This window comes from Actinokineospora iranica (genome assembly GCF_900101685.1).
Taxonomy (GTDB): domain Bacteria; phylum Actinomycetota; class Actinomycetes; order Mycobacteriales; family Pseudonocardiaceae; genus Actinokineospora; species Actinokineospora iranica.
Genome location: NZ_FMZZ01000024.1, coordinates 1 through 17,109, shown reverse-complemented (window position 1 = coordinate 17,109; position 17,109 = coordinate 1). Strand labels below are relative to the sequence as shown.

23 protein-coding genes are annotated in these 17,109 nt (G+C 68.1%); 5 read left to right on the top strand and 18 right to left on the bottom strand.

All coding sequences use genetic code 11. The annotated features are described in order from the left end of the window. Positions 1-266: 266 nt before the first annotated feature. The 13 genes from BLS56_RS29150 to BLS56_RS29090 all read right to left on the bottom strand — a co-directional run bounded on the left by BLS56_RS29150 (position 267) and on the right by BLS56_RS29090 (position 10,119). Positions 267-2,093 carry a YfjI family protein gene (locus BLS56_RS29150; protein ID WP_267463960.1) on the bottom strand — a complete coding sequence of 609 codons (1,827 nt, stop codon included), beginning with the start codon at positions 2,091-2,093 and terminating at the stop codon, positions 267-269. Beyond that, on the bottom strand, positions 2,090-3,070 hold the full coding sequence (locus BLS56_RS29145; protein ID WP_091457478.1) for a bifunctional DNA primase/polymerase: 981 nt from the start codon (positions 3,068-3,070) through the stop codon (positions 2,090-2,092). The genes BLS56_RS29150 and BLS56_RS29145 overlap by 4 nt, the downstream gene beginning before the upstream one ends. Before the next feature lie 92 nt (positions 3,071-3,162). Further along, complete coding sequence (locus BLS56_RS29140; protein ID WP_228772028.1) at positions 3,163-3,891, bottom strand: PP2C family protein-serine/threonine phosphatase; 729 nt, start codon at positions 3,889-3,891, stop codon at positions 3,163-3,165. A 49-nt stretch (positions 3,892-3,940) separates the two neighbouring features. Beyond that, complete coding sequence (locus BLS56_RS29135; protein ID WP_091457473.1) at positions 3,941-4,231, bottom strand: hypothetical protein; 291 nt, start codon at positions 4,229-4,231, stop codon at positions 3,941-3,943. Positions 4,232-4,269: 38 nt separating this feature from the next. Next, the gene (locus BLS56_RS29130; RefSeq protein ID WP_091457471.1) at positions 4,270-4,746 is read right to left on the bottom strand and encodes a hypothetical protein; all 477 of its coding nucleotides are present in this window, start codon (positions 4,744-4,746) and stop codon (positions 4,270-4,272) included. A gap of 196 nt (positions 4,747-4,942) precedes the next feature. Then, positions 4,943-6,940 carry a plasmid transfer protein TraB gene (traB, locus tag BLS56_RS29125; protein WP_091457468.1) on the bottom strand — a complete coding sequence of 666 codons (1,998 nt, stop codon included), beginning with the start codon at positions 6,938-6,940 and terminating at the stop codon, positions 4,943-4,945. Between the two features lie 76 nt (positions 6,941-7,016). Beyond that, the gene (locus BLS56_RS29120) at positions 7,017-7,376 is read right to left on the bottom strand and encodes a hypothetical protein (RefSeq protein ID WP_091457466.1); all 360 of its coding nucleotides are present in this window, start codon (positions 7,374-7,376) and stop codon (positions 7,017-7,019) included. Between the two features lie 114 nt (positions 7,377-7,490). Beyond that, positions 7,491-8,360, bottom strand: coding sequence for a hypothetical protein (locus BLS56_RS29115; RefSeq protein ID WP_091457463.1), 870 nt, complete (start codon positions 8,358-8,360; stop codon positions 7,491-7,493). Further along, complete coding sequence (locus BLS56_RS29110) at positions 8,357-8,638, bottom strand: hypothetical protein (RefSeq protein WP_091457462.1); 282 nt, start codon at positions 8,636-8,638, stop codon at positions 8,357-8,359. The genes BLS56_RS29115 and BLS56_RS29110 overlap by 4 nt, the downstream gene beginning before the upstream one ends. Then, on the bottom strand, positions 8,635-9,039 hold the full coding sequence (locus tag BLS56_RS29105) for a hypothetical protein (protein ID WP_091457458.1): 405 nt from the start codon (positions 9,037-9,039) through the stop codon (positions 8,635-8,637). The genes BLS56_RS29110 and BLS56_RS29105 overlap by 4 nt, the downstream gene beginning before the upstream one ends. Beyond that, positions 9,036-9,464 carry an RRQRL motif-containing zinc-binding protein gene (locus BLS56_RS29100; RefSeq protein ID WP_175483102.1) on the bottom strand — a complete coding sequence of 143 codons (429 nt, stop codon included), beginning with the start codon at positions 9,462-9,464 and terminating at the stop codon, positions 9,036-9,038. Before BLS56_RS29100 ends, BLS56_RS29105 begins: the two co-directional genes overlap by 4 nt. Continuing rightward, positions 9,461-9,916: a hypothetical protein gene (locus BLS56_RS29095; protein WP_091457455.1), complete on the bottom strand. Its 456-nt coding sequence runs from the start codon at positions 9,914-9,916 to the stop codon at positions 9,461-9,463. The genes BLS56_RS29100 and BLS56_RS29095 overlap by 4 nt, the downstream gene beginning before the upstream one ends. Next, entirely contained in the window at positions 9,916-10,119 is a 204-nt protein-coding gene (locus BLS56_RS29090; RefSeq protein ID WP_091457453.1) for a helix-turn-helix domain-containing protein, read from the bottom strand. The genes BLS56_RS29095 and BLS56_RS29090 overlap by 1 nt, the downstream gene beginning before the upstream one ends. Positions 10,120-10,363: 244 nt before the next feature. On the opposite strand from BLS56_RS29090, the gene BLS56_RS29085 reads away from it, so the two are divergent. Then, positions 10,364-11,113: a GntR family transcriptional regulator gene (locus BLS56_RS29085; protein ID WP_091457568.1), complete on the top strand. Its 750-nt coding sequence runs from the start codon at positions 10,364-10,366 to the stop codon at positions 11,111-11,113. Positions 11,114-11,123: 10 nt separating this feature from the next. Here BLS56_RS29085 and BLS56_RS29080 read toward each other — a convergent pair whose 3' ends face one another. Next, the gene (locus tag BLS56_RS29080) at positions 11,124-11,399 is read right to left on the bottom strand and encodes a hypothetical protein (RefSeq protein WP_091457450.1); all 276 of its coding nucleotides are present in this window, start codon (positions 11,397-11,399) and stop codon (positions 11,124-11,126) included. Between the two features lie 525 nt (positions 11,400-11,924). On the opposite strand from BLS56_RS29080, the gene BLS56_RS29075 reads away from it, so the two are divergent. After that, entirely contained in the window at positions 11,925-12,845 is a 921-nt protein-coding gene (locus tag BLS56_RS29075) for a tyrosine-type recombinase/integrase (protein WP_175483101.1), read from the top strand. Positions 12,846-13,235: 390 nt separating this feature from the next. Here the strand turns inward: BLS56_RS29075 and BLS56_RS29065 are convergent, their stop codons facing one another. From BLS56_RS29065 to BLS56_RS29050, 4 genes are read right to left on the bottom strand one after another with little or no spacing between them, the layout of a single operon-like run. Next, a complete protein-coding gene (locus tag BLS56_RS29065) occupies positions 13,236-13,427 on the bottom strand; it encodes a DUF397 domain-containing protein (protein WP_091457444.1) in 192 nt (63 codons plus the stop codon). Between the two features lie 15 nt (positions 13,428-13,442). Next, positions 13,443-14,309: a helix-turn-helix domain-containing protein gene (locus BLS56_RS29060; RefSeq protein WP_091457441.1), complete on the bottom strand. Its 867-nt coding sequence runs from the start codon at positions 14,307-14,309 to the stop codon at positions 13,443-13,445. A 16-nt stretch (positions 14,310-14,325) separates the two neighbouring features. Then, the gene (locus BLS56_RS29055) at positions 14,326-14,850 is read right to left on the bottom strand and encodes a DUF6879 family protein (RefSeq protein WP_091457565.1); all 525 of its coding nucleotides are present in this window, start codon (positions 14,848-14,850) and stop codon (positions 14,326-14,328) included. Then, positions 14,850-15,056, bottom strand: coding sequence for a hypothetical protein (locus tag BLS56_RS29050; protein WP_091457438.1), 207 nt, complete (start codon positions 15,054-15,056; stop codon positions 14,850-14,852). The genes BLS56_RS29055 and BLS56_RS29050 overlap by 1 nt, the downstream gene beginning before the upstream one ends. Positions 15,057-15,458: 402 nt before the next feature. Here BLS56_RS29050 and BLS56_RS31050 point away from each other — a divergent pair, with 402 nt between their 5' ends. The 3 genes from BLS56_RS31050 to BLS56_RS29040 form a co-directional block, all read left to right on the top strand. Next, complete coding sequence (locus tag BLS56_RS31050; RefSeq protein WP_139191059.1) at positions 15,459-15,809, top strand: hypothetical protein; 351 nt, start codon at positions 15,459-15,461, stop codon at positions 15,807-15,809. A 384-nt stretch (positions 15,810-16,193) separates the two neighbouring features. Continuing rightward, entirely contained in the window at positions 16,194-16,544 is a 351-nt protein-coding gene (locus tag BLS56_RS29045; RefSeq protein WP_091457436.1) for a hypothetical protein, read from the top strand. 29 nt (positions 16,545-16,573) lie between these two features. Further along, on the top strand, positions 16,574-17,109 hold a 536-nt coding region (locus BLS56_RS29040; RefSeq protein WP_139191058.1), incomplete at its 3' end, for a radical SAM protein.

The following is a 17,109-nucleotide window of genomic DNA, read 5'->3' as shown; positions in this document are numbered from 1 at the left end:
TCGTTCGCGCTGGTCAGTGCCTTGTGTGGTGATCATGGTCGGACTCCGCAAAAAGTCCGCAGAAAGTCCGCAGAAACCTGGGGGTGGGGCTCGGCGGCTCCTGGGCGGGTGGGAGCGGGGTGCGGGGGCGGGGGTGCTGGGTGGGTTTGTGCGGAGTTTCTGCGGAGTTTCTGCGGAGTCCGGCGGCCCGGGGGTGGGATGGGGTGTGAGCTGCGGAAACAGGGGTAGGCGGGGATTTCTGCGGATTCTGCGGATTTTGCGGAGGGTCATCGCTGCTCCTGGGCGCGGTAGGTGGGGTGGACGTAGTAGGTGGGGCTGGGTGGGCGCCCGCGTCCGGCGCGGGCTGGGGGCGGGGCTTTCTGGATGTGACAGTGCTGTTCGAGCAGTTCGAGGGGTTGAGTCAGGTCCGCGACGGTGCGGAACCGGTTGCGGTTCAGGGCGGTGAACAGCTCCCGGACGGTGAACTTGGTGGGGCGGGTCCGGGCGATCCAGTCCAGGAGGGTGTGGGCGTCGTCGATGACGGGGTCGGAGCCCATGCGGTCGAACGCGGCGAGTGCGTGGATGGCGGCGTAGTCGGTGATGCGGCGGGCGTTGGTGAAGGTGGTGGTGGTGATGGCTCCGGCCCAGCTGGTGGGGTTGTTGGCCAGGTGCAGCAGGGCGGCGATGCGGGCGGTGAGTCCGGCTTGTTTGCCGCCCCAGTCGCCGAGGTGCGCCCAGGTGCCGGTGACGGGGTGCAGGCGGGGTTCGATCTCGTCTTGCAGGTCGGCCATGAGGTCGTCGGCGGCGGGGGTGAACGCGAGGACGGCGGGGTCGGTCCAGTCGGCGAGTTCGCGGACGAGGGCGCGGATGCGGGTGTCGTAGGCGTCGGAGATGGCGGGGTCGGGGGCGGTGGGGCGGCTTTTGCGGTTGCCGACGGTGTTGACGGGCAGGGAGTACATGATCCGGGCGAGTAGGCCGGTGCCTCGGAAGGTCTCGTTGCGGGCCAGGCCGTCCAGGACTGTGGGCTGGATGGTTAGGCCGAGGGTGATGGCGGGTTCTTCGACGGCGGTGGCCTCGCGGCCTTGGCGGTCGACCAAGTGCAGGTCGCCTGCGTGGCCTTTGAGGAACACGTCCAGGTTCGGGGAGCCGGAGTAGCGCCCGCCCATGGTGCCGAACAGGCCGCCTTCTGCGGACAGGACGGCGATGCGTCCGCCGTGGTCGGCGAGCAGGGTGGCGACGACCTCGGGGGTGGCGTCGTCGGCGATGAGCCTCGGGACGATCGGTAGGGCCGTCTTGTCGACCTGCATGGCGGCGTTGACCGCGGCTTCGAGTGCGGCATCCCGGTCGGCGGCCTCGGCGCTCAGGACGGCTTTCTCGGCGCGGGCGGCGAACTCCTCGGCGGCGCGGCGCCCGATGCGGGCGGCTTCGATCTCGACTTTGGCCTGGTCTTTGAGTTCCTTCTCCACCGCGCGGATGGGTCGGGTCATGGCCTTGAACACCGCCGATTTGCGGGACGCGGGCGGGAGCACGACCACGGAGTAGAGGTTGACCGGTTCCTCCCAGCCGGGGCGGACCTGCACGCGGACCCGACCCCCGGCGGCGGTCGACAGGGCGACCAGGGCCAGGCACCCGGCCAGGTCGGGCGGGGTCTGGGTGAGTTCGGCGACCGCGGTGACATGGGCGGCCATCCAGCCGGGCAGGGCGTCGACCGGGAACGGCGGCACCGCGCGGCTGGAGCCCAGGGGCAGCGGCTGTTCCCAGTCCTGCCCGGTGGTCGCGGGCTGGGCGGGGGTGTCGGGGACGGCGTGCAGGCGTGGTGCGGTGGTCATGGTGGTGTCCTGTTCAGGCCGCGTGCTGCTGGTGTTCGAGGGTGAGCAGGTATCGGCCGAGGTGTTCGGCGACGGCGGGGACGACGGCGTTGCCGAGGGCGGTGACGCGGGCAGCGTCCAGTCCTGGGGGAACCCCATCAGCCATTCGACGTGGTTGGGATGTGGCCGCCAGGAGCCCGTCGCCTCGATCTCGACTTGGCCCACCACCCGCATCCCGGCGCGTTCGAGCCCCAGTTCGAGGCCACCGATGCCGGAGAACAGCGATAGGACGTTCAGGGCGGTCATGCCGCGCCTCGCTTGGCCGGGGTCCTGGGGTGCGCGGCTCCGGCGCGTAGGCCGTTGGTGATGGTGCGGCGGATTTCGTGGTCGGTGCAGGCGCAGGGGCCGGTGATCATGTGGGCTGCGGCCGCGTACAACGCGGTTTCGGCTTCAACCGGGGGGAGGAGTCCGCCTCCGACGAGTTGGCCGAGGTTGCCGGAGGCGGAGAACAGGGTCCGGGTGTGCTGGGACGGTCGGGCGGCGGCCACCCGGTCGCATTCGCCTTGGATGGCTGCGGCGACGTAGGCCGGGCGCCGGTCGGAACCGGTCGCGGGGGCGGCGGTGCGCGGCGCGGGTGGTGGGGGCGGGGTGAGTCGGGCGGTCAGCCAGGAGGGCAGGGGCAGCGGGGCGCGGTCCTCGATCAGCCGGTAGGTCCCGGCGGGGGTGATCGAGCCGGGGGCGACGACGTAGCCGCCCCAGGCGCGGGTGTCGACCTTCCAGCCGAGTCCGTGGCCGGAGGAGCCTTCGGTGTTGCGCAGCTCCACGCCCTGGGGAGCGGCGTAGTAAAGGTGGGTGCCGCCGGTCGGGGTGCGCACAGTCGTGGTCTCCCAGGGAACTTGGTGGCCCAGGTCGGCGCAGACGGCGGTGAACACATCCGCTCCGTCCCGGATACCCTCCCCCCGGTTCAAGCCGTCCTTGGGGCGGTCGGCGGGTGACTTGGGCATGTCGAGGTCGACCACCACCAGCCCACTGGGGCCGGTGGCGATGCCGACGTTGCAGCCGCAGAAGCGGCGGCTTGTCCAGAACCAGCGCACCCGGTCGGGGTCGCCCATGGCTCGCTGCTCCCATCCCTGGTGGTCGGTGGCGCAGATCCCGGTGCGGGGGCAATCGCGCTCACCGTGCAGAGCGGGCGGCTTCTTCGAATTCGGCCGCAGCGGGAACACCTTCCAACCTCGCGCCACGGCGTCCAGTGCCACGGCGAGCATGTCGGCGGTCGTCGTCATGGGTCTGCCTTCCTGGTCTCGGTTTCGGGGTGGGGCGAGTCGGCCCGGTGGCCGCGCGGGAGGTGCCCCGCGCGGCCACCGGGGTGCTCACATCAGCCGTTCTCGCGGGTGGCGCGGCTGGTGAGGACGATGGCGGTGGCGTCGTCGCGGTAGCCGTTGTCGTCGAGTCGGGCGGTGGCGACGATGGCCTCGGCCAGGGCCTGCGGGTCGTGCTCGTGCTCCCGGATCAACGCGGTGAGTTCGTCGGTGGTGAGGTCGTCCAGGCCGTCGGAGACCAGCAGGACGAGTTCGTCTTCGGGGGCGTCGGCGCGGGCGACGTTGGTGGGTGCGGCCACGGTCAGGCTCAGCCGCACCCAGTTGTCGTGCAGTCCGGCCAGGACTTCGTGGTCGCCGTTCTGCCGCAGGTAGGCGCCCATGGTGTGGGGGTCGGTGCGGCGTCGCAGGACGTGGCCGTTCCAGCCGTAGGCGTGGGAGTCGCCGACCCACGCCAGCGCGGTCGGGCTGCCGGGTTCGGCGGCGGCGACCACGATCACTCCGTTGGGCGCGTAGGGCTCGACTCCGGGGTCCTCGATCAGCGCTGCGGCGGCGAGCAGCCCGGCCAGGGTGCCCTTGGTCGTGGCGATCCGCGCGGCGGTTTCGGCGAGCAGACCCATCGTGGCCGCGCCCTGCTCGTCGTTGCCGATCCCGTCCACCAGCGCCGCGCCCACCACCCCGGTGCCAGCACGGAACACCGCAGCGGCGTCCATGTTGTGTGCGCGAACCCCGCGCCGGGTGGCAGCGGCAGCGATGATCTTGTTGTTCGGTGTGCTTGGCGTACTCACTGATCTGTCTCCTATGGATGGGGATGGGTGAAAACGAACTGGTGGGTGGTCAGGGGTGGCGGTGGTAGTTCCAGGCGATGAGGTGGTTGTCGTCGCCACCGAGTCGGAGGGAGGCGTCGTGGTCTTCCTCGCGCAGGGCTTTGCGGTTGGACTCGGGGACGAGGTGGACCTTGCCTTCGAGGGAGAGGCGTTTGAGGTGGCGGTCCTGGGCAGCGCGGCTGGTTCCCCAGTGGTTGAGGATGGGGCGCAGGTCGACCAGGGCGACCCAGTCGCCGCGTGTGTGTTCCAGGCTGGTGATGGCGTCGCGGATGGCTTGTTCCCAGCGGGTTTCCACGGTCATGGCAGGTTCCTTGTCGGTTGTTGCGGGCGGGGTGGGGGTCAGGTGTGGAGGTGGCCGTAGCGGGCGAGCTGGAGCGCTCGGCGCTGGGCGCGGGGGAGTTGGGCGAGCAGGAGGCGGCGGGCTTCGGCGCGGAGTTCGGCTTCGGTCCACTGCCGGGAGGGCTCGTGTTGGCGGCGGACGCGGCGGAAGTCGGCCATGTCGTGGCCCCAGCCTGCGGTGTCGGGGCGGTCGCCGGTCTGGTCGCAGCGCAGCCGGTCGGCTTCGCTTCCGGCCAGGCGGCCGACCAGGTAGCCGCGGTCGATCTCGGGGGCGTTCTTGGGCCACCGCATGTGGACCAGGCCCTCGGTGCCGTTGCCCTTGCCGGTGACCTTCACGGCGAGCACACGGGCTCCGGGCAGGGTCTCCCAGACGGTGAGGTGGCCGATCTCGTGGAAGGCGACGTTGAGGCGGTCGGGGTCGAGGTCGTGGCCTTCGCCGAACCAGTCGGCGGTGAGGTGTCGATGGCGGGTTCGCATTCCAGGGTCCTCCTTTTGGTTACTGTGTGTAGCGTCAGATGGGCGTGCGGGGTCGAGCCGGAGGGCGTCCAGCCGTTGTCGGAACACTGTTATGAATCGGGTTTCGCGCGCGCACGTGCGCGCGCACGCGTTGGGGTGGGAGTGCGGGCGTTCCTGACGGCTGACGTGACGTGTCGTCAGGAACGCCCGCGCGTGGTTACGCTGCGTCGCTCATGGCGAGGGCGTAGCGGGTGGCTTTGCCGTCGGTGCCGGCCTCGGCGAGCAGGCCGTCGCGGACGAATCCGGAGAGGACTCCGGACAGCCACGGGCGGCCCCGGCTGACCAGGGCTGGGTCGGGAAGGTCCCGGATGGTGAAGGTGGTGACGCCCTGGGCGGCGAGTTCGCCGATGGCGTCGCGGACCATGGCCAGGGCCTGCTTGCGGGTCGGGCGCCCGCCGGGCAGGGCCATGTCGGGGTCGTCGGGGAGTTCGGCGTCGGGGTCGGCGGGCAGGTCGGGTTCGGGGTCGGCGGGCAGGGTGTCCGGGTCGTCGTTGGCGGGCAGGGGCAGGCGGTCGAGGTCGGCGTGGTCGTCGGCGCGGCCGCTGGACATTGAGGTGGCTCCGTTCGCGGTCGTCGCGGTGGTCGTCGTGGTCGTGGTGCCGGGGTGGGTGGGCAGGCCGAGGAGTTTCGCGGTGGGCGCCCACAGCGGCGGGCGGATGTGGTCGTGGGCGGCGATGGTCGCGGCGCGCTGCTCGTCGGTGCCGGTGAAGGTGCGGCCCGGGATCGGGTAGCGGTCCTCGTCGACCCCGGGGACTTCGAGGTAGTTGCAGCCGACGCGGCGGTTCTGCCACCGGTCGGGGCGGGCTCCGGCGTCGATGACCTGTTCGGACAGGGTGAACGCGGCGTCTTCGAGGTCCTTGACCCCGAAGCACCACACACCGTCCACCTGGGAGCGGACGTCGGTGCTCATCTGCCGGTAGCTGGCCTTCTGCAAGGAGAGCACCACCGAGATGCCCGCCGAGCGGCACTCCTGGGTGATGCGGGTCATGAGCGCGGCGTCCTCCAGGACCCGGGTCGCCTCCTCGATCCACAGGATCAGGTAGGGCATCCCGTGGCGGGTGAACGCCTCCGGGGTCCACTCGTCGTAGCCCCACCGGCCCAGGGCGGTGGAGCGGTCGGTGATGACGTCGGGGACACGGCCGGTGAGGTCGGCGCACTTCTGGTGCCCGGTGACCACATGGGTCTTCTCGCCCAGGAACGCCACCGACTGCTCCCCTTTGGACGGGTCGAGGACGATGAGGTTCACGTCGGTCCGGGTGAGGATCTCCGTCCAGCAGTTCTTCGCCCCGCCGGTCTTCCCGGACCCCTTCATGCCTTGGACGATCAGGGTCATGGCCTGGCGGCCGGTGGCCTTGTCGCCGGGGAAGAACATGCGCTGCGGCTCGGTGTCCTCGTAGATCCCGGGCACGATCGGGTCCGTGATGGACCCGCCCGGGTGCGACGGCCCCGGCCAGGGCTGGGTGTGGCGCAGGACGTCGGTGGGGACCAGGTTCATGGTCGCCCGGGACATGTCGTCGGGGTCGCCCACGATCCGCACCGACCCCTTGGGCAGCCGCAGGACCTGGGCCACCTTGTCGGCGTTCTTCTGCACGTCCTCCACAGAGGTCTCACCGGCGGTCAGCGCCAGCGGCACGGTGACCTTGTTCGGGGCGACCTGGGACGGACCGGTGTGGACACCGGCCAGCTTGATCTTGTCGAACAGCCCGCCGCTGCCGTCGTTGTCGCCACCGGAGTTGAGCATCCGTCGGATGTTCCACGACAGCGCGACCGCCGCGCCGCCGTAGAGGCACAGCCCGGTCATCGGCTGCTGCCACGGGGCCACGATCGAGCACGCGGTCATCCACAGCCCACCGAGCGCGGTGGTGGCGGTGGCGTGCAGCCGGGTCACCATGCCGCGTGCGGCACCGGCCTTCCACGCCACCGCCGCCAACCCGGTGCCCAGCAGGGTCATGCCGGGGGTGACCCACGGCAGGACCGTGGAGTCCGCGCACAGCAGGTGCGTGCCCGCACCGGCCGCCCACATCGCCCCGACCCCGGCCCACTCCCCGGCGTACGGGGCGAGTCGGGACGCCCAGTACTTGCGGGGCACGTAGTAGCCGAACGCCTTGTCCTGCTCGTGCTCGGTGACCGCGCGGCCCCCGTTGCGCCTGCCCATCATCGTTCTCCTTTCCTTGCGGTGTACTGCCTCGCGGTCACCGGGCACGCCCAGCGCCCCGGTACGGGTGACGCGGTTAGTCGTCGAAGCGGAACTCGCGGCGGGCCTTGTCCTTGAACCCGGCCTCGTTCAGCTCGACCACGTAGTGGCGGCGGAACGACAGGTAGGTCTTGACCATCGCCGACTGCGCCACCAGCAGGGCGTCGGCGGCGGTGTGCATGTGCCGGGCCACCAGGCGCGCCCGGACCCGGGAGTCCAGGCCCGCTGCTTTCGGGTCGGCCGAGCGCACGTACTTCAACGCCGCGTGCAGCTCTTCGGCGCTGACCATCAGCTCGTGGTGCATCGGACGCAGGACCTTGCGGGCGTTGCCGCAGTAGTCGCGGATCTGGCTGGTGGAGAAGAACTCCGGCTCACCGAACGCGGTGATCTCGGCCATCAGGGGTGTCCTTTCCAAAGGGTGACGAAGAGGGAAGATGTGGTCGCCGGTTTCCGGCCGACCGGGCGACGGCACCCACCACGGACGGTGGGGCGGGTGCCGCACCCTGGACGGTCAGACCGCCGCGTCGACCAACTCCGACCGCGCGTCCTCGGTGGCGCTGCCCTCGGCCCGGTCGGCCAGGAGGCCGGATTCGCGCAGCAGCTTGCGCGCCCGGTCCACCCCGCATCCCAGTTCCCGGGCGGCGCGGCGTACCGGCACGGTGCCGTCGGCGTCGCGGGCGACGAGTTCGGGGTAGGTCAGCACCGCCAGCAACTCGTCATCTGGTCGCGGCGTCTTCGGCGCGGTACGCGTACCGGCCTCCACCGCCCTGGGCTTGCGACCCCGGGCACCGGTACCCGTACCGGCGCTCACGCCGACCCGGGTCGCCGACGCCCGCACCGGCACCGGGTCACCCGCCCCCGATTCCTCCCGCGCCGCCAATCCGGTACCCGGCACCGGCAGAGCGGGCGCGGGGGCGGGGGTGGGCGCGGCAGGCGGCACCGGGGCGGGGCGGTCGGCCATGGTCAGCGCGACCAGGTGCGAGAGCAGACCCGCCAGCAGCACCGGCCCCGCCCCGACCGCGACCGCCGCCAGCGGCGGCAGCGCCGGAACGGCCCGACCCCGCGAGTCGAGCACGACCGCGCCCTCAGGGGTCGTCAGCACGGCGCTGAGGGCGTGCCAGGTGTTCAGGCCCAACTCCATGCCACCGGCCAGCACCAGCACCAGCCACGCCCACAGCCGCACCGACCCGGTGCCCTCGATCACGTAGTTCAGCGCCAGCAGCGTCGAGAGCGCGAACACCGCCGCCAGCACCGCCCCGAACCCGGTCCCCAGCATCGGCGCGACCGCTTGGACCTCACCGTTGACCGTCAACGCCAGCGCACCGGCCATCACCGCGAACAGCGCCACCTTGCGCCCGGTCAGCTTCCCGTTCCCGCTCATCGCTTCCCCCTCCTCGGGCGCCGCCCACGACCGGCGGCCGCGACGCGCACCACGCCCCGGGTCAGCGACCGCAGCTCCCCGCGCACCCCGGCCTTCCACGCCGTGAACGCGACCACCAGGTACAGCCCCACCAGCGAGGCCAGCAGCACGAACCACACCGACCCCGCCGGGATCAGCCACCACCCCAGGACCACGATCAGCGCCGGGCCCAGCAGCAACCGCGCCAGCGACCACGCCAGCACCAGCGGCAGCAACGCCACCCGAATCACCCGCGTCACGGCGCTGTCACCTCCCCGCCCCGGTGGGTCTCGATCCAGCGCACGCACCACGCCTCGATCTCCACCTCGGGCGAGTCCCACCCGATCCGGGGGTCGCCCTCGAAGTCCCGCGCCATCCGCGCGGCCACAACCTGGTCGCCCAGGTAGCGGGGCAACTGCACACCCGCGCCTGCGGTGTCGCCGAAGGCGATCACGCACCACCGGTCCATGTGGAACCCGACCACCGCGCCCTGGACGGACACGTCCGGCGACAACGCGACGTTCCGGCCGACCATGAGCAGCGGCCGGTCGACCTGGTAGGCGACATCGTTGATGGTCACCACCACGCGAATCGTCCGCACCGACAGGCCCCCGCCCACCGGAACGACGACATGCGAGGGGATCAGGACCAACGCGCTCATGCGACACGCTCCATTCGGGACACACCGGCAGAGACAGGGGCTGGAAACTCGTCGGGGTCCTGGTCGCAGTCCCAGCAGCGGCGCCCGTTCGAGGTCGGCAGCCGGAAGTCGAACACCCGCCCGCAGTCACGACAGGTGCGCAACGCGCGGTTGGCCTTCCACAGCGCCACCAGCTGCGGCGTGGTCGACCCCGGCGACGGCACCGCCGCCTCCAGCAGGTACAGCGCCGCCCACCGCCGACCACCCCGCCACTTGAGCTGGGCGACATAGCCACGCCCACCCGGGCACAACCCCGCCGCCCGCAACTGCCGACGAGTCACCAGACCAGCGGGCGCGTCACGGAACCCGAAGGTCGGCAACCCGTCCTCCATCCGCCCGTGCCAGAACTGCCCGTTCCACGGCAACCGCACGATCCGCGGCGTCATCGCGCCACCGCCTCATCCCGCGCCGCCGCGAACTCCGCAGCGGCGGCAACGGCGTCAAGCACCCGCGCGGCCGTGAGTTCCACGACCGCCCCGGGCTGCCCCGGGACCACCGAGACACCCGCGTGCCGGGCCAGAACCTCCCGGTCCTCCGAGTCCAGGTGGTCCCAGACCTCCACCCACACCACGTCACCGGAAGCGGTCACCACGCTGGTCGTCGTGCAGACCTGGACGTAGGTCTCGTGCGAGGTGAACACCACCGGCCTGCCGAACGCCTTCGCCCACAACGCCACCGACACCAGCGCCCCCGACGACCACCCACCGGTCACCTGCAACTGCGCCGCCGGACGCATCTGGTACTCCGAGAACAGCCGCACGTTGCACACCTTCGGCGCGGTCGGGTTCTCCACCAACACCCGCGACATCGCCTCCGCAGCCGCCAACAACTCCCGCATCACGCCACCCCCGGCAGCGCCGACCCGAACGCGGCAGCCTCGAACGCCGCCAACGCCTGCTCCGGAATCCGCACCGACCCACCGATCCGCACAGACGGCAACTCCCCCGCCTCCACAGCCCGATACACCGTCGACGGCGACACGGCGAACCGCACCGCAACCTCCTTGACCCGCAGATACCGGGCCGTACCCTCAACCTGCATCTGTCCTCCCAAAGCCGGATGCGACGCCCCGGCCGGTGTTCCAGCACCGGTCGGGGCTTCTTGCTGTCACTGCGTCGTCTGTCTCTCCTGCGACGCCTGCAACACCACAGACGTTAGAGGTGTACTAGAACGCTGTCAAGTAGGCGTACTAGAGCACCTGTTGCAGGTTTGTCCCTGTAGCACCGGGAGCTAACCTGTAGGTGTCCTAGTACGCCCGGAGTGCTCTACCTGGGAGATGAGCCACATGCCGTCCATAGAGCGGCCCGAACCGCCCTACGTGCAGATCGCAGCCGACATTCGAGGTCGGATCAAGAGCGGCGAGCTAAAGCCGGACGACGCGGTGCCGTCCGCCCGCCGGATCACCCGCGAGTGGAATGTCGCGATGGCCACAGCTGCTAAGGCACTGGGGCTGCTGAACTCTGAGGGGCTAGTTCGGTCGGTCCCTGGAATTGGCACTGTTGTCGCGGGAGGCTCGCTACACCTTTCTGCGCAAGATCGTGTTCTTGCTATCCAGCGAACCGGCAAGATTTACCCACCTGGTCACTACGCCAAAATCCGTTCTGCCGGCCTTGTTCCTGCGCCCGTGACTGTGGCCGGAGCGTTGGGCGTCACAGAGGGAGATCAGGTCATCCAGCGACGGCGCACGACGTACAACGCTGATGACGTTCCTTTGTCGACGTCTGTTTCGTGGTATGCGGGTGAACTTGCGGAGATAGCGCCGTTGCTACTTGAGTGCTCCCGCATTCCTCAAGGCACTAGCCGGTATGTCGAAGAAGTCACCGGACGAGCCATCAGCGCGACCCATGTACAGCACGCTGGCGGCGGTGCTAGCTCCGAAGACGCGGGCGAACTGGGCATCGAAGCTGGTTCGCCGGTTCTCCTTAGCAGGAACCATTTTCTTGACGCTGAGGGAGCGGTCGTTGAATACGGCGAGTCGACTGCGCTTGCCGGTAACTGGGTTTTCTACGAGTACGCGATCTCTGACGTGAAATGACGGTGGCGCACTAGTCGGCGCGGCCTTCTGCTCGGCGCACGGCTGCTTGGATCAGGGCGGCGAGTGCGTCAGGGAGTTCCTGGGCCGCGTCGGCGTGCCCACGGGCACGGGTCGGCGGTGGCGCCGCATCCGTGGCGGCCTGGTGGTCGGGGACGTCGACCACCAGGTCCCGTTCAGCAGCTGGGTAGCGCCACTGGGGGGCGCAGCCACCGGGGCACGGGTGTTCCATCTCGGTGAGCACCAGGCGGCCGGTGTCGTCCGTGCTGGGTTGCTGCCAGCGCAGCATCCCGTCTGGGCCGCAGCCATGCGGACAGGCCCCCTCGGGTGACGCCGCTGACGATGACCTCGCCAATGCCTCCACACCTCCCACAGAAGTCCGTCCTGTTCGGGGCCAGCCCGCTTCCCAGGCACTCAGGACACGTCCGCATCTTCCCAGGCATAACCCCAGAGTCCCCCAACCACGCCCCGGAGGCCAGAGAACGCCCTCATGAACCGCGGGGTCGGAGCAAGGGGACGCGCCTTCCGGTGCTGAAACGGGGGGCTCCTATGGGGGCTCAGTTCAGCCCAGTGCGGGCCGCTTCTTCTGATGCAAGCTTGTCCCTGACCAGCACAGATGAATCAGTGGCAACGCTCGGAACGGTGCATCTGAGATCTTGTAAGCGAAAGGTTAGGGGTTCAAGTCCCCTCACCGGCTCCGACCGCTTCTGACCTGCGGAAACTGGCTGATGAGGCGCTCCGTAGTGCCGGATTGAGCGAGCACAGCGCTCCCAGTCCTCTCGCCTGGTGACAAACCGGAACCAGGATGGAAGCCATGAAGACCCCGTACAAGTACGCCTCGGGCGAATGGGGAAGCCTCGCCAGCGAGTGGCGTCGATCACTTGAAGCCGACAACAAGTCGGCCAACACGGTGCGGATCTACCTGCACGTGGTTCGTCTGCTCGGCGACTGGGCGAATGCCCAGGAAACGCCTATCGCGCCGACCACGATTCGTCCGTCGGACATTCGCGACTACATGGTTCATCTGCTCGGCCGAACGAGTGCGGGGAACGCGCACAACAACTACCGGAGCCTGCGCACGTTCTTCAAGTGGCTGGTCAACGAGGACGAGATCGACCGTTCGCCGATGGACAAGACCAGGGCGCCGATCGTGCCCGAGCAGTCGATCCCGATCGTGACAATCGATCAGATGCGCGCGTTGCTCGAAACGTGCAAGGGCAAGGACTTCGCAGACCGACGCGACACCGCGATATTGCGGGTCCTGTGGGACACCGGTAGCCGACGAGCCGAGGTCAGCAACCTGCTGTTGGACGACCTCGACCTCGAAACCGATTCGATCCTCGTCACCGGCAAAGGGCGGCGCCCGAGGGCGATCCCGGTCGGCGCGAAAACCGCGCAAGCGTTGCACCGCTATCTCCGTTTGCGGGGACGTCACAAGCAAGCCGCGTTGCCTGCGTTGTGGTTGGGGTCGACCGGGAAAGGCGCACTCACGCACGACGGCGTCAAGATGATGCTGCTGCGTCGTGCCGAGCAGGCGAAGGTCGGGCACATCCACCCGCACATGTTCCGACACGCGCTCGCGCACTACTGGCAGGCCGAGGGAGGGAACGAAACCGACCTTATGCGGATCATGGGGTGGAAGTCCCCGGAGATGCTTCGCCGGTATGGCGCGAGCGCAGCCACGGAACGCGCCCATGCGTCGCACCGCTCTATGCGACTCGGCGACAGGGTCTGATTGGTGACGGCGATGCGCTGTGCTGGTCTCATGACTGAACGAATGACACCAGAACAGCGCTCGCTTCGCGCTCGCATCGCGGCTCACACCTCATGGGCGAAGACCGAGAACTGGTCGGCACGAACCGCAGCGGCGCGCAAGGCTTCCCGCGACCGGTTCGCCTCACAGGTCGACCCGGACGGCGCGCTGCCTCCTGACGAGCGGGCTCGACGGGCCGAGAGCGCCCGGTCGGCGCACTTCTCGCGCATGGCCCTGCTTAGCGCGCGGGCACGGACACGCCGCAAGCAGTGAGGTACGGGCAAGGTCTTCCCGGTTTCACCCGTAGAGAGGCTGGACGTGCGCAAGGGGCACCCACCCGAAGTGAGTGCCTCTTGCGCTACCGGCCTATGACTAGCTGGCCCGTTCTACGTCTTTGAGCTTGCTTAGGAGGCCGATGAACGGCCCATGGGAAATGACCACGACGGGACCGTTGGGGTTCTTGCTGTCGCGGACGGCTACCGCGCCGTTAAGCTGCGCGACCTCGACGCATTGTTCGGGGTTCCCCACACTGTGACTTGACTTCCTCCACTGTGCTTGTTTCATGTTCGTGGTCCTGCTCTATTCGTTAATTCTGGTCAGATTATGTGCTCGTGCGATGGCGGTCGAGCAGTTCGTCAGGATACGGCGCGCGTCGTCACCCTCGACCGCCACGGACCACAACATGTCCGCGAGCTTGTGATAAGTCGCCAAGTCAGTGGGAGAGTCGGTGTTGATCTCTGTGTCCACTGTTTCGATGAGGACCGTGTTGCCGACGATCCAGAAGCCATTGGTCGGCACGGCTGGCATCTGCGTGTCCAGCGGGATGACGCCGAATCGAACTGTTGACAGGCCGAGCAGTGCGAGAAGACGGTCGATCTGCGCAACCATCACCTCTGGTGGGCAGACGAAATACCGCAACGCCGACTCGCAAATTAACAGCTCGATGCGCTTCGCGCTGTCGTATAGCGCCCGTTGACGCTCAAGCCGGATGCGTAGGGCGTCATCCGTGTCACGTGGCGTCTCTTGAAACTCGGCAGCTTTGATGAACACGTGCCGAGCGTATTCGGCGATCTGAACCAAACCCGGAACTACTATCAACTCGAATACGCGGATTACGTTCGCTTTGCTTTCGATTTCGCTGCTGTACTGCTGTCGGCTGCTGTGGCCGGTGCGAAGCTGCCGCTTCCATGAGTTGGAAGCGATCCGGATTCCGCGTAGATCATCCCGCATACGGCCTACAACCGACTCCGACGCCTCGACGGCATCAAGCCATGTCGAGACGTCGGAGTCGGTCGGGTCCTGCCTGCCGTTCTCGATCTTCGACACCTTGGACGGGTGCCAGTTGACCTTGCCCGCGAGTTGTTTGCCCGACAAGCCAGCCTCGACACGGAGACGTCGAAGCTCGTCGGCGAACTCAAGACGGCGCTTGTCGGGCGTGCTGCTCACGGGCTCCTCTTGATGGCTATAGCGATGCGTAGTCCTCGAACGCGACCGCGTGTCGCCACGCTACGTCACGCCAAGACTGATGTTGCGCCACCGTAGCCGGGTCCGTGATGATCTCGGCTCCTGTCAGGCCGGTATCACCGAAGTGCAGGACAGCGACCCTCTCGTCGTCAAACAGCCAGAAGTCGTGAACCGGCAGACCTAGCGCTCGCGCGTCGGCCGCTGGAAGCAGGCGAATGACCTCGCCTGCCTCGATGTTTGCCGGCGTGACCTCCATCTGCCACCGCAGGTACTCCGTCAACGGGTCAGTGACCAGTCGCACTCTCTCGAACCGCTTGCCTGCGCGGGTAGCGGCGCGCACATCATCGAGCCACGGCCCCAGCCAATCAAGATCATTCGCAACAGGGACGCCCTCCCGCCAGCGTTGCCAGGGCGCTACCTCGTCGGGTTGCCGGTATGTCCCTTGGGCTTCCCAGCGCCAAGCCGAACGGGTGAAGCGACGGAACAGACTGGCAAAATCCTCTCCGCGGACCAGATCCGGCATCACGCGCCCTTGGGAGCGAAGCGCAGCAGCTCGACAGGAATCTCGACGGCGGTCTCGTGGTCGGGCAGGCCACGCTCCCGAAGAGCCTCCAGCGCCTCGGCATCGGTGATCTTGGCGCCCTGCACGACGTACGTGCCTCGATCTGTTGCGTAGAGGTTGGGGCACGAACCGCTGTTGCTGGTCGTGCCGAGGAACGTCAACTTCATGTGCCCTCCTTGGTGCGGCTCCGAGCAATCTGCGCAACTCTCGCACAAGCTACGCCGCTGCACGTCAAAGCTGGCGAAGGGGAGGCCACTGAGAGTGAAAACAGTACTCCGAACGGCGTAAGAGTGCGCAAGAATTGCTCGGATTGCTTGCACTGAGAAGGCGGATTGGAGACAGTGAGCCTGCGGGCTTCGCGAGTCCACACCTACCTCAGGTGTCGGCCGGTCCCGCATCGGGCGCGCCGCGCTGTGGCGCCGGAGGTTGGCGGGAGGTTGGTCGGTGTCTTTGACGCAGCAGGTCGTCTTCGTCGTCGCCGCGGCTCTTTGGTTCCTCGGCGCGTTGGCAAGACCTGTAGACGACTGGGTGAGGTTTGCGCGGCGCGATAAGCGAAAGAAGGAGGACCGATGAGCGATCACCATGTGGTTGCGCGCCTGCGCGCCGCCGGGTTTGTCGTCAGTCCGTCGCTCGATACTGAGGGCCTCGACTCGGGTCTGCTCTTCGTGCGGTGCCAGTCGGGACAACTGGAGGTCGTCAGCGCGTGGGGTGACGATTATGCGCTCAGTGCCCGGTTGCCGTTGTCGCGTGACTGGGCGAATCCTTTCGAGCCTACCGGGCAACCATCGAGCGCGGCCTCGTTCGCTGTCATCGTCGATGAACTGCTGTGTTCGGAACAGCATGGGTCGGATGCATCCGTCGCGTCTGGTAGCGCGGAGACGACTGGTTGGTACAGCAGGGGGCGTCATGCACAGCAGTGATGACGCTCTGAACGCCTTGGTAGCGCGCGGATTTCGCTGCCTGGAAAGCGAAGATTCCCTTGTCTTCACGTTCGCGTGGGAAGAGCCTTTCATTGATGTCGTCCACGTGCGGGCCGAGGGCGACGTCACGGCGGTTCGCTCAGCGGCTGACGGGGGCAATCCGAACCTCTTCGCGCTTGAGAACGTGGTATGGAGCGCTCGCTGTCGCGGCTTGGTCGAAGTCGTCATAGAACTGTTCGATGTGCCGAACCCCGGCGAACCCGGGGCGCCGTCGCGTCGGGTCCAAAGTCACGGCTCACCTGGGAATGCCGGGCGAGAGTGGTTTCCCGGTCGATAACTCGACTGGTCGATTCCCTTTGGTTCTTTTGGGCGGAGAGGTTTTCTATGTCGTTTTTCGGGTATTTTTCGGCTGTCGTCGTGGTCTGTTGTTTCGTCCTGGGCCTGACGGTTTTCTACTACTTGTTCCCGTCGCGGGGGCAGCACGCGAACCCGCATGGCGCTGCGGTGACCGTGGCGACGGCGCGCGCGGCGTCTGCGCCGGTGGTCACGGCCAGGGCGCGGGGTTGTCCGCATGACGACGCGCCCACGCTTGTGATTTTCGATCCTGAGTTGCCGGGGTCGCTTGCGCTCGTGCGCCCGTACTTGGACCGCGCCGACTACCGCAGCGCGGCGGTAAGGACCTTGGTCGCGCGCAAAGAGACCGAGGGGTCGCGCTCCCTCAGTTTCGCTGCTTGATCACCTGAAACCGTAGATGGGGAGCTGGGATGCACGAGTTGATCGCGAGTCCGTTTCTGGGTGAGTACCTGGTCTTACGGCCGGACAGTCGGCAGGCGGTCAGGATCGGGTCACGCCGGTTCGGCGAGTTGCTGACCGCGTCGGCCGATCCGGTTGCGTCGTGCCCGCAATGGTTGGCCGATGCTGCTCGTCAGCGGTGGGGCATGGACATCGTGGGGCGGTCTCTGGCCGAGGTGGTGATCGTTCGTCGGCCGTCGAGTCGCGGCTTCGGTCGAGCGTCGTACGAGCTGAATCTCGGGTGCAATTACGACTGTGAGCACTGCTACCTCGGATTGAAGCGGTTCGAGGGGCTCAAGTGGCGCGACCGCGAGCGGGTGCTGCACATCATGCGCGACGCCGGGGTGCTGTGGCTGCAACTGACCGGCGGCGAGCCGACCATCGACAAGTTGTTCCCGCACGTCTACACGACGGCGTGGGATCTGGGGATGATGGTCACGATCTCGACCAACGGGTCGCGCCTGCACACCCGTCCGATGTTCGAGCTGTTGACCACTCGGCGGCCGTA

Excerpts from the sequence above, each read along its gene's own strand:
- BLS56_RS29150 (WP_267463960.1), bottom strand. The coding sequence starts at position 2,093 with ATGACCGCCCTGAACGTCCTATCGCTGTTCTCCGGCATCGGTGGCCTC.
- BLS56_RS29145 (WP_091457478.1), bottom strand. The coding sequence starts at position 3,070 with ATGACGACGACCGCCGACATGCTCGCCGTGGCACTGGACGCCGTGGCG.
- BLS56_RS29135 (WP_091457473.1), bottom strand. The coding sequence starts at position 4,231 with ATGACCGTGGAAACCCGCTGGGAACAAGCCATCCGCGACGCCATCACC.
- BLS56_RS29130 (WP_091457471.1), bottom strand. The coding sequence starts at position 4,746 with ATGCGAACCCGCCATCGACACCTCACCGCCGACTGGTTCGGCGAAGGC.
- traB (WP_091457468.1), bottom strand. The coding sequence starts at position 6,940 with ATGGGCAGGCGCAACGGGGGCCGCGCGGTCACCGAGCACGAGCAGGAC.
- BLS56_RS29120 (WP_091457466.1), bottom strand. The coding sequence starts at position 7,376 with ATGGCCGAGATCACCGCGTTCGGTGAGCCGGAGTTCTTCTCCACCAGC.
- BLS56_RS29115 (WP_091457463.1), bottom strand. The coding sequence starts at position 8,360 with ATGAGCGGGAACGGGAAGCTGACCGGGCGCAAGGTGGCGCTGTTCGCG.
- BLS56_RS29105 (WP_091457458.1), bottom strand. The coding sequence starts at position 9,039 with ATGAGCGCGTTGGTCCTGATCCCCTCGCATGTCGTCGTTCCGGTGGGC.
- BLS56_RS29100 (WP_175483102.1), bottom strand. The coding sequence starts at position 9,464 with ATGACGCCGCGGATCGTGCGGTTGCCGTGGAACGGGCAGTTCTGGCAC.
- BLS56_RS29095 (WP_091457455.1), bottom strand. The coding sequence starts at position 9,916 with ATGCGGGAGTTGTTGGCGGCTGCGGAGGCGATGTCGCGGGTGTTGGTG.
- BLS56_RS29090 (WP_091457453.1), bottom strand. The coding sequence starts at position 10,119 with ATGCAGGTTGAGGGTACGGCCCGGTATCTGCGGGTCAAGGAGGTTGCG.
- BLS56_RS29085 (WP_091457568.1), top strand. The coding sequence starts at position 10,364 with ATGCCGTCCATAGAGCGGCCCGAACCGCCCTACGTGCAGATCGCAGCC.
- BLS56_RS29080 (WP_091457450.1), bottom strand. The coding sequence starts at position 11,399 with ATGCTGCGCTGGCAGCAACCCAGCACGGACGACACCGGCCGCCTGGTG.
- BLS56_RS29075 (WP_175483101.1), top strand. The coding sequence starts at position 11,925 with ATGAAGACCCCGTACAAGTACGCCTCGGGCGAATGGGGAAGCCTCGCC.
- BLS56_RS29065 (WP_091457444.1), bottom strand. The coding sequence starts at position 13,427 with ATGAAACAAGCACAGTGGAGGAAGTCAAGTCACAGTGTGGGGAACCCC.
- BLS56_RS29055 (WP_091457565.1), bottom strand. The coding sequence starts at position 14,850 with ATGCCGGATCTGGTCCGCGGAGAGGATTTTGCCAGTCTGTTCCGTCGC.
- BLS56_RS29050 (WP_091457438.1), bottom strand. The coding sequence starts at position 15,056 with ATGAAGTTGACGTTCCTCGGCACGACCAGCAACAGCGGTTCGTGCCCC.
- BLS56_RS31050 (WP_139191059.1), top strand. The coding sequence starts at position 15,459 with ATGAGCGATCACCATGTGGTTGCGCGCCTGCGCGCCGCCGGGTTTGTC.
- BLS56_RS29045 (WP_091457436.1), top strand. The coding sequence starts at position 16,194 with ATGTCGTTTTTCGGGTATTTTTCGGCTGTCGTCGTGGTCTGTTGTTTC.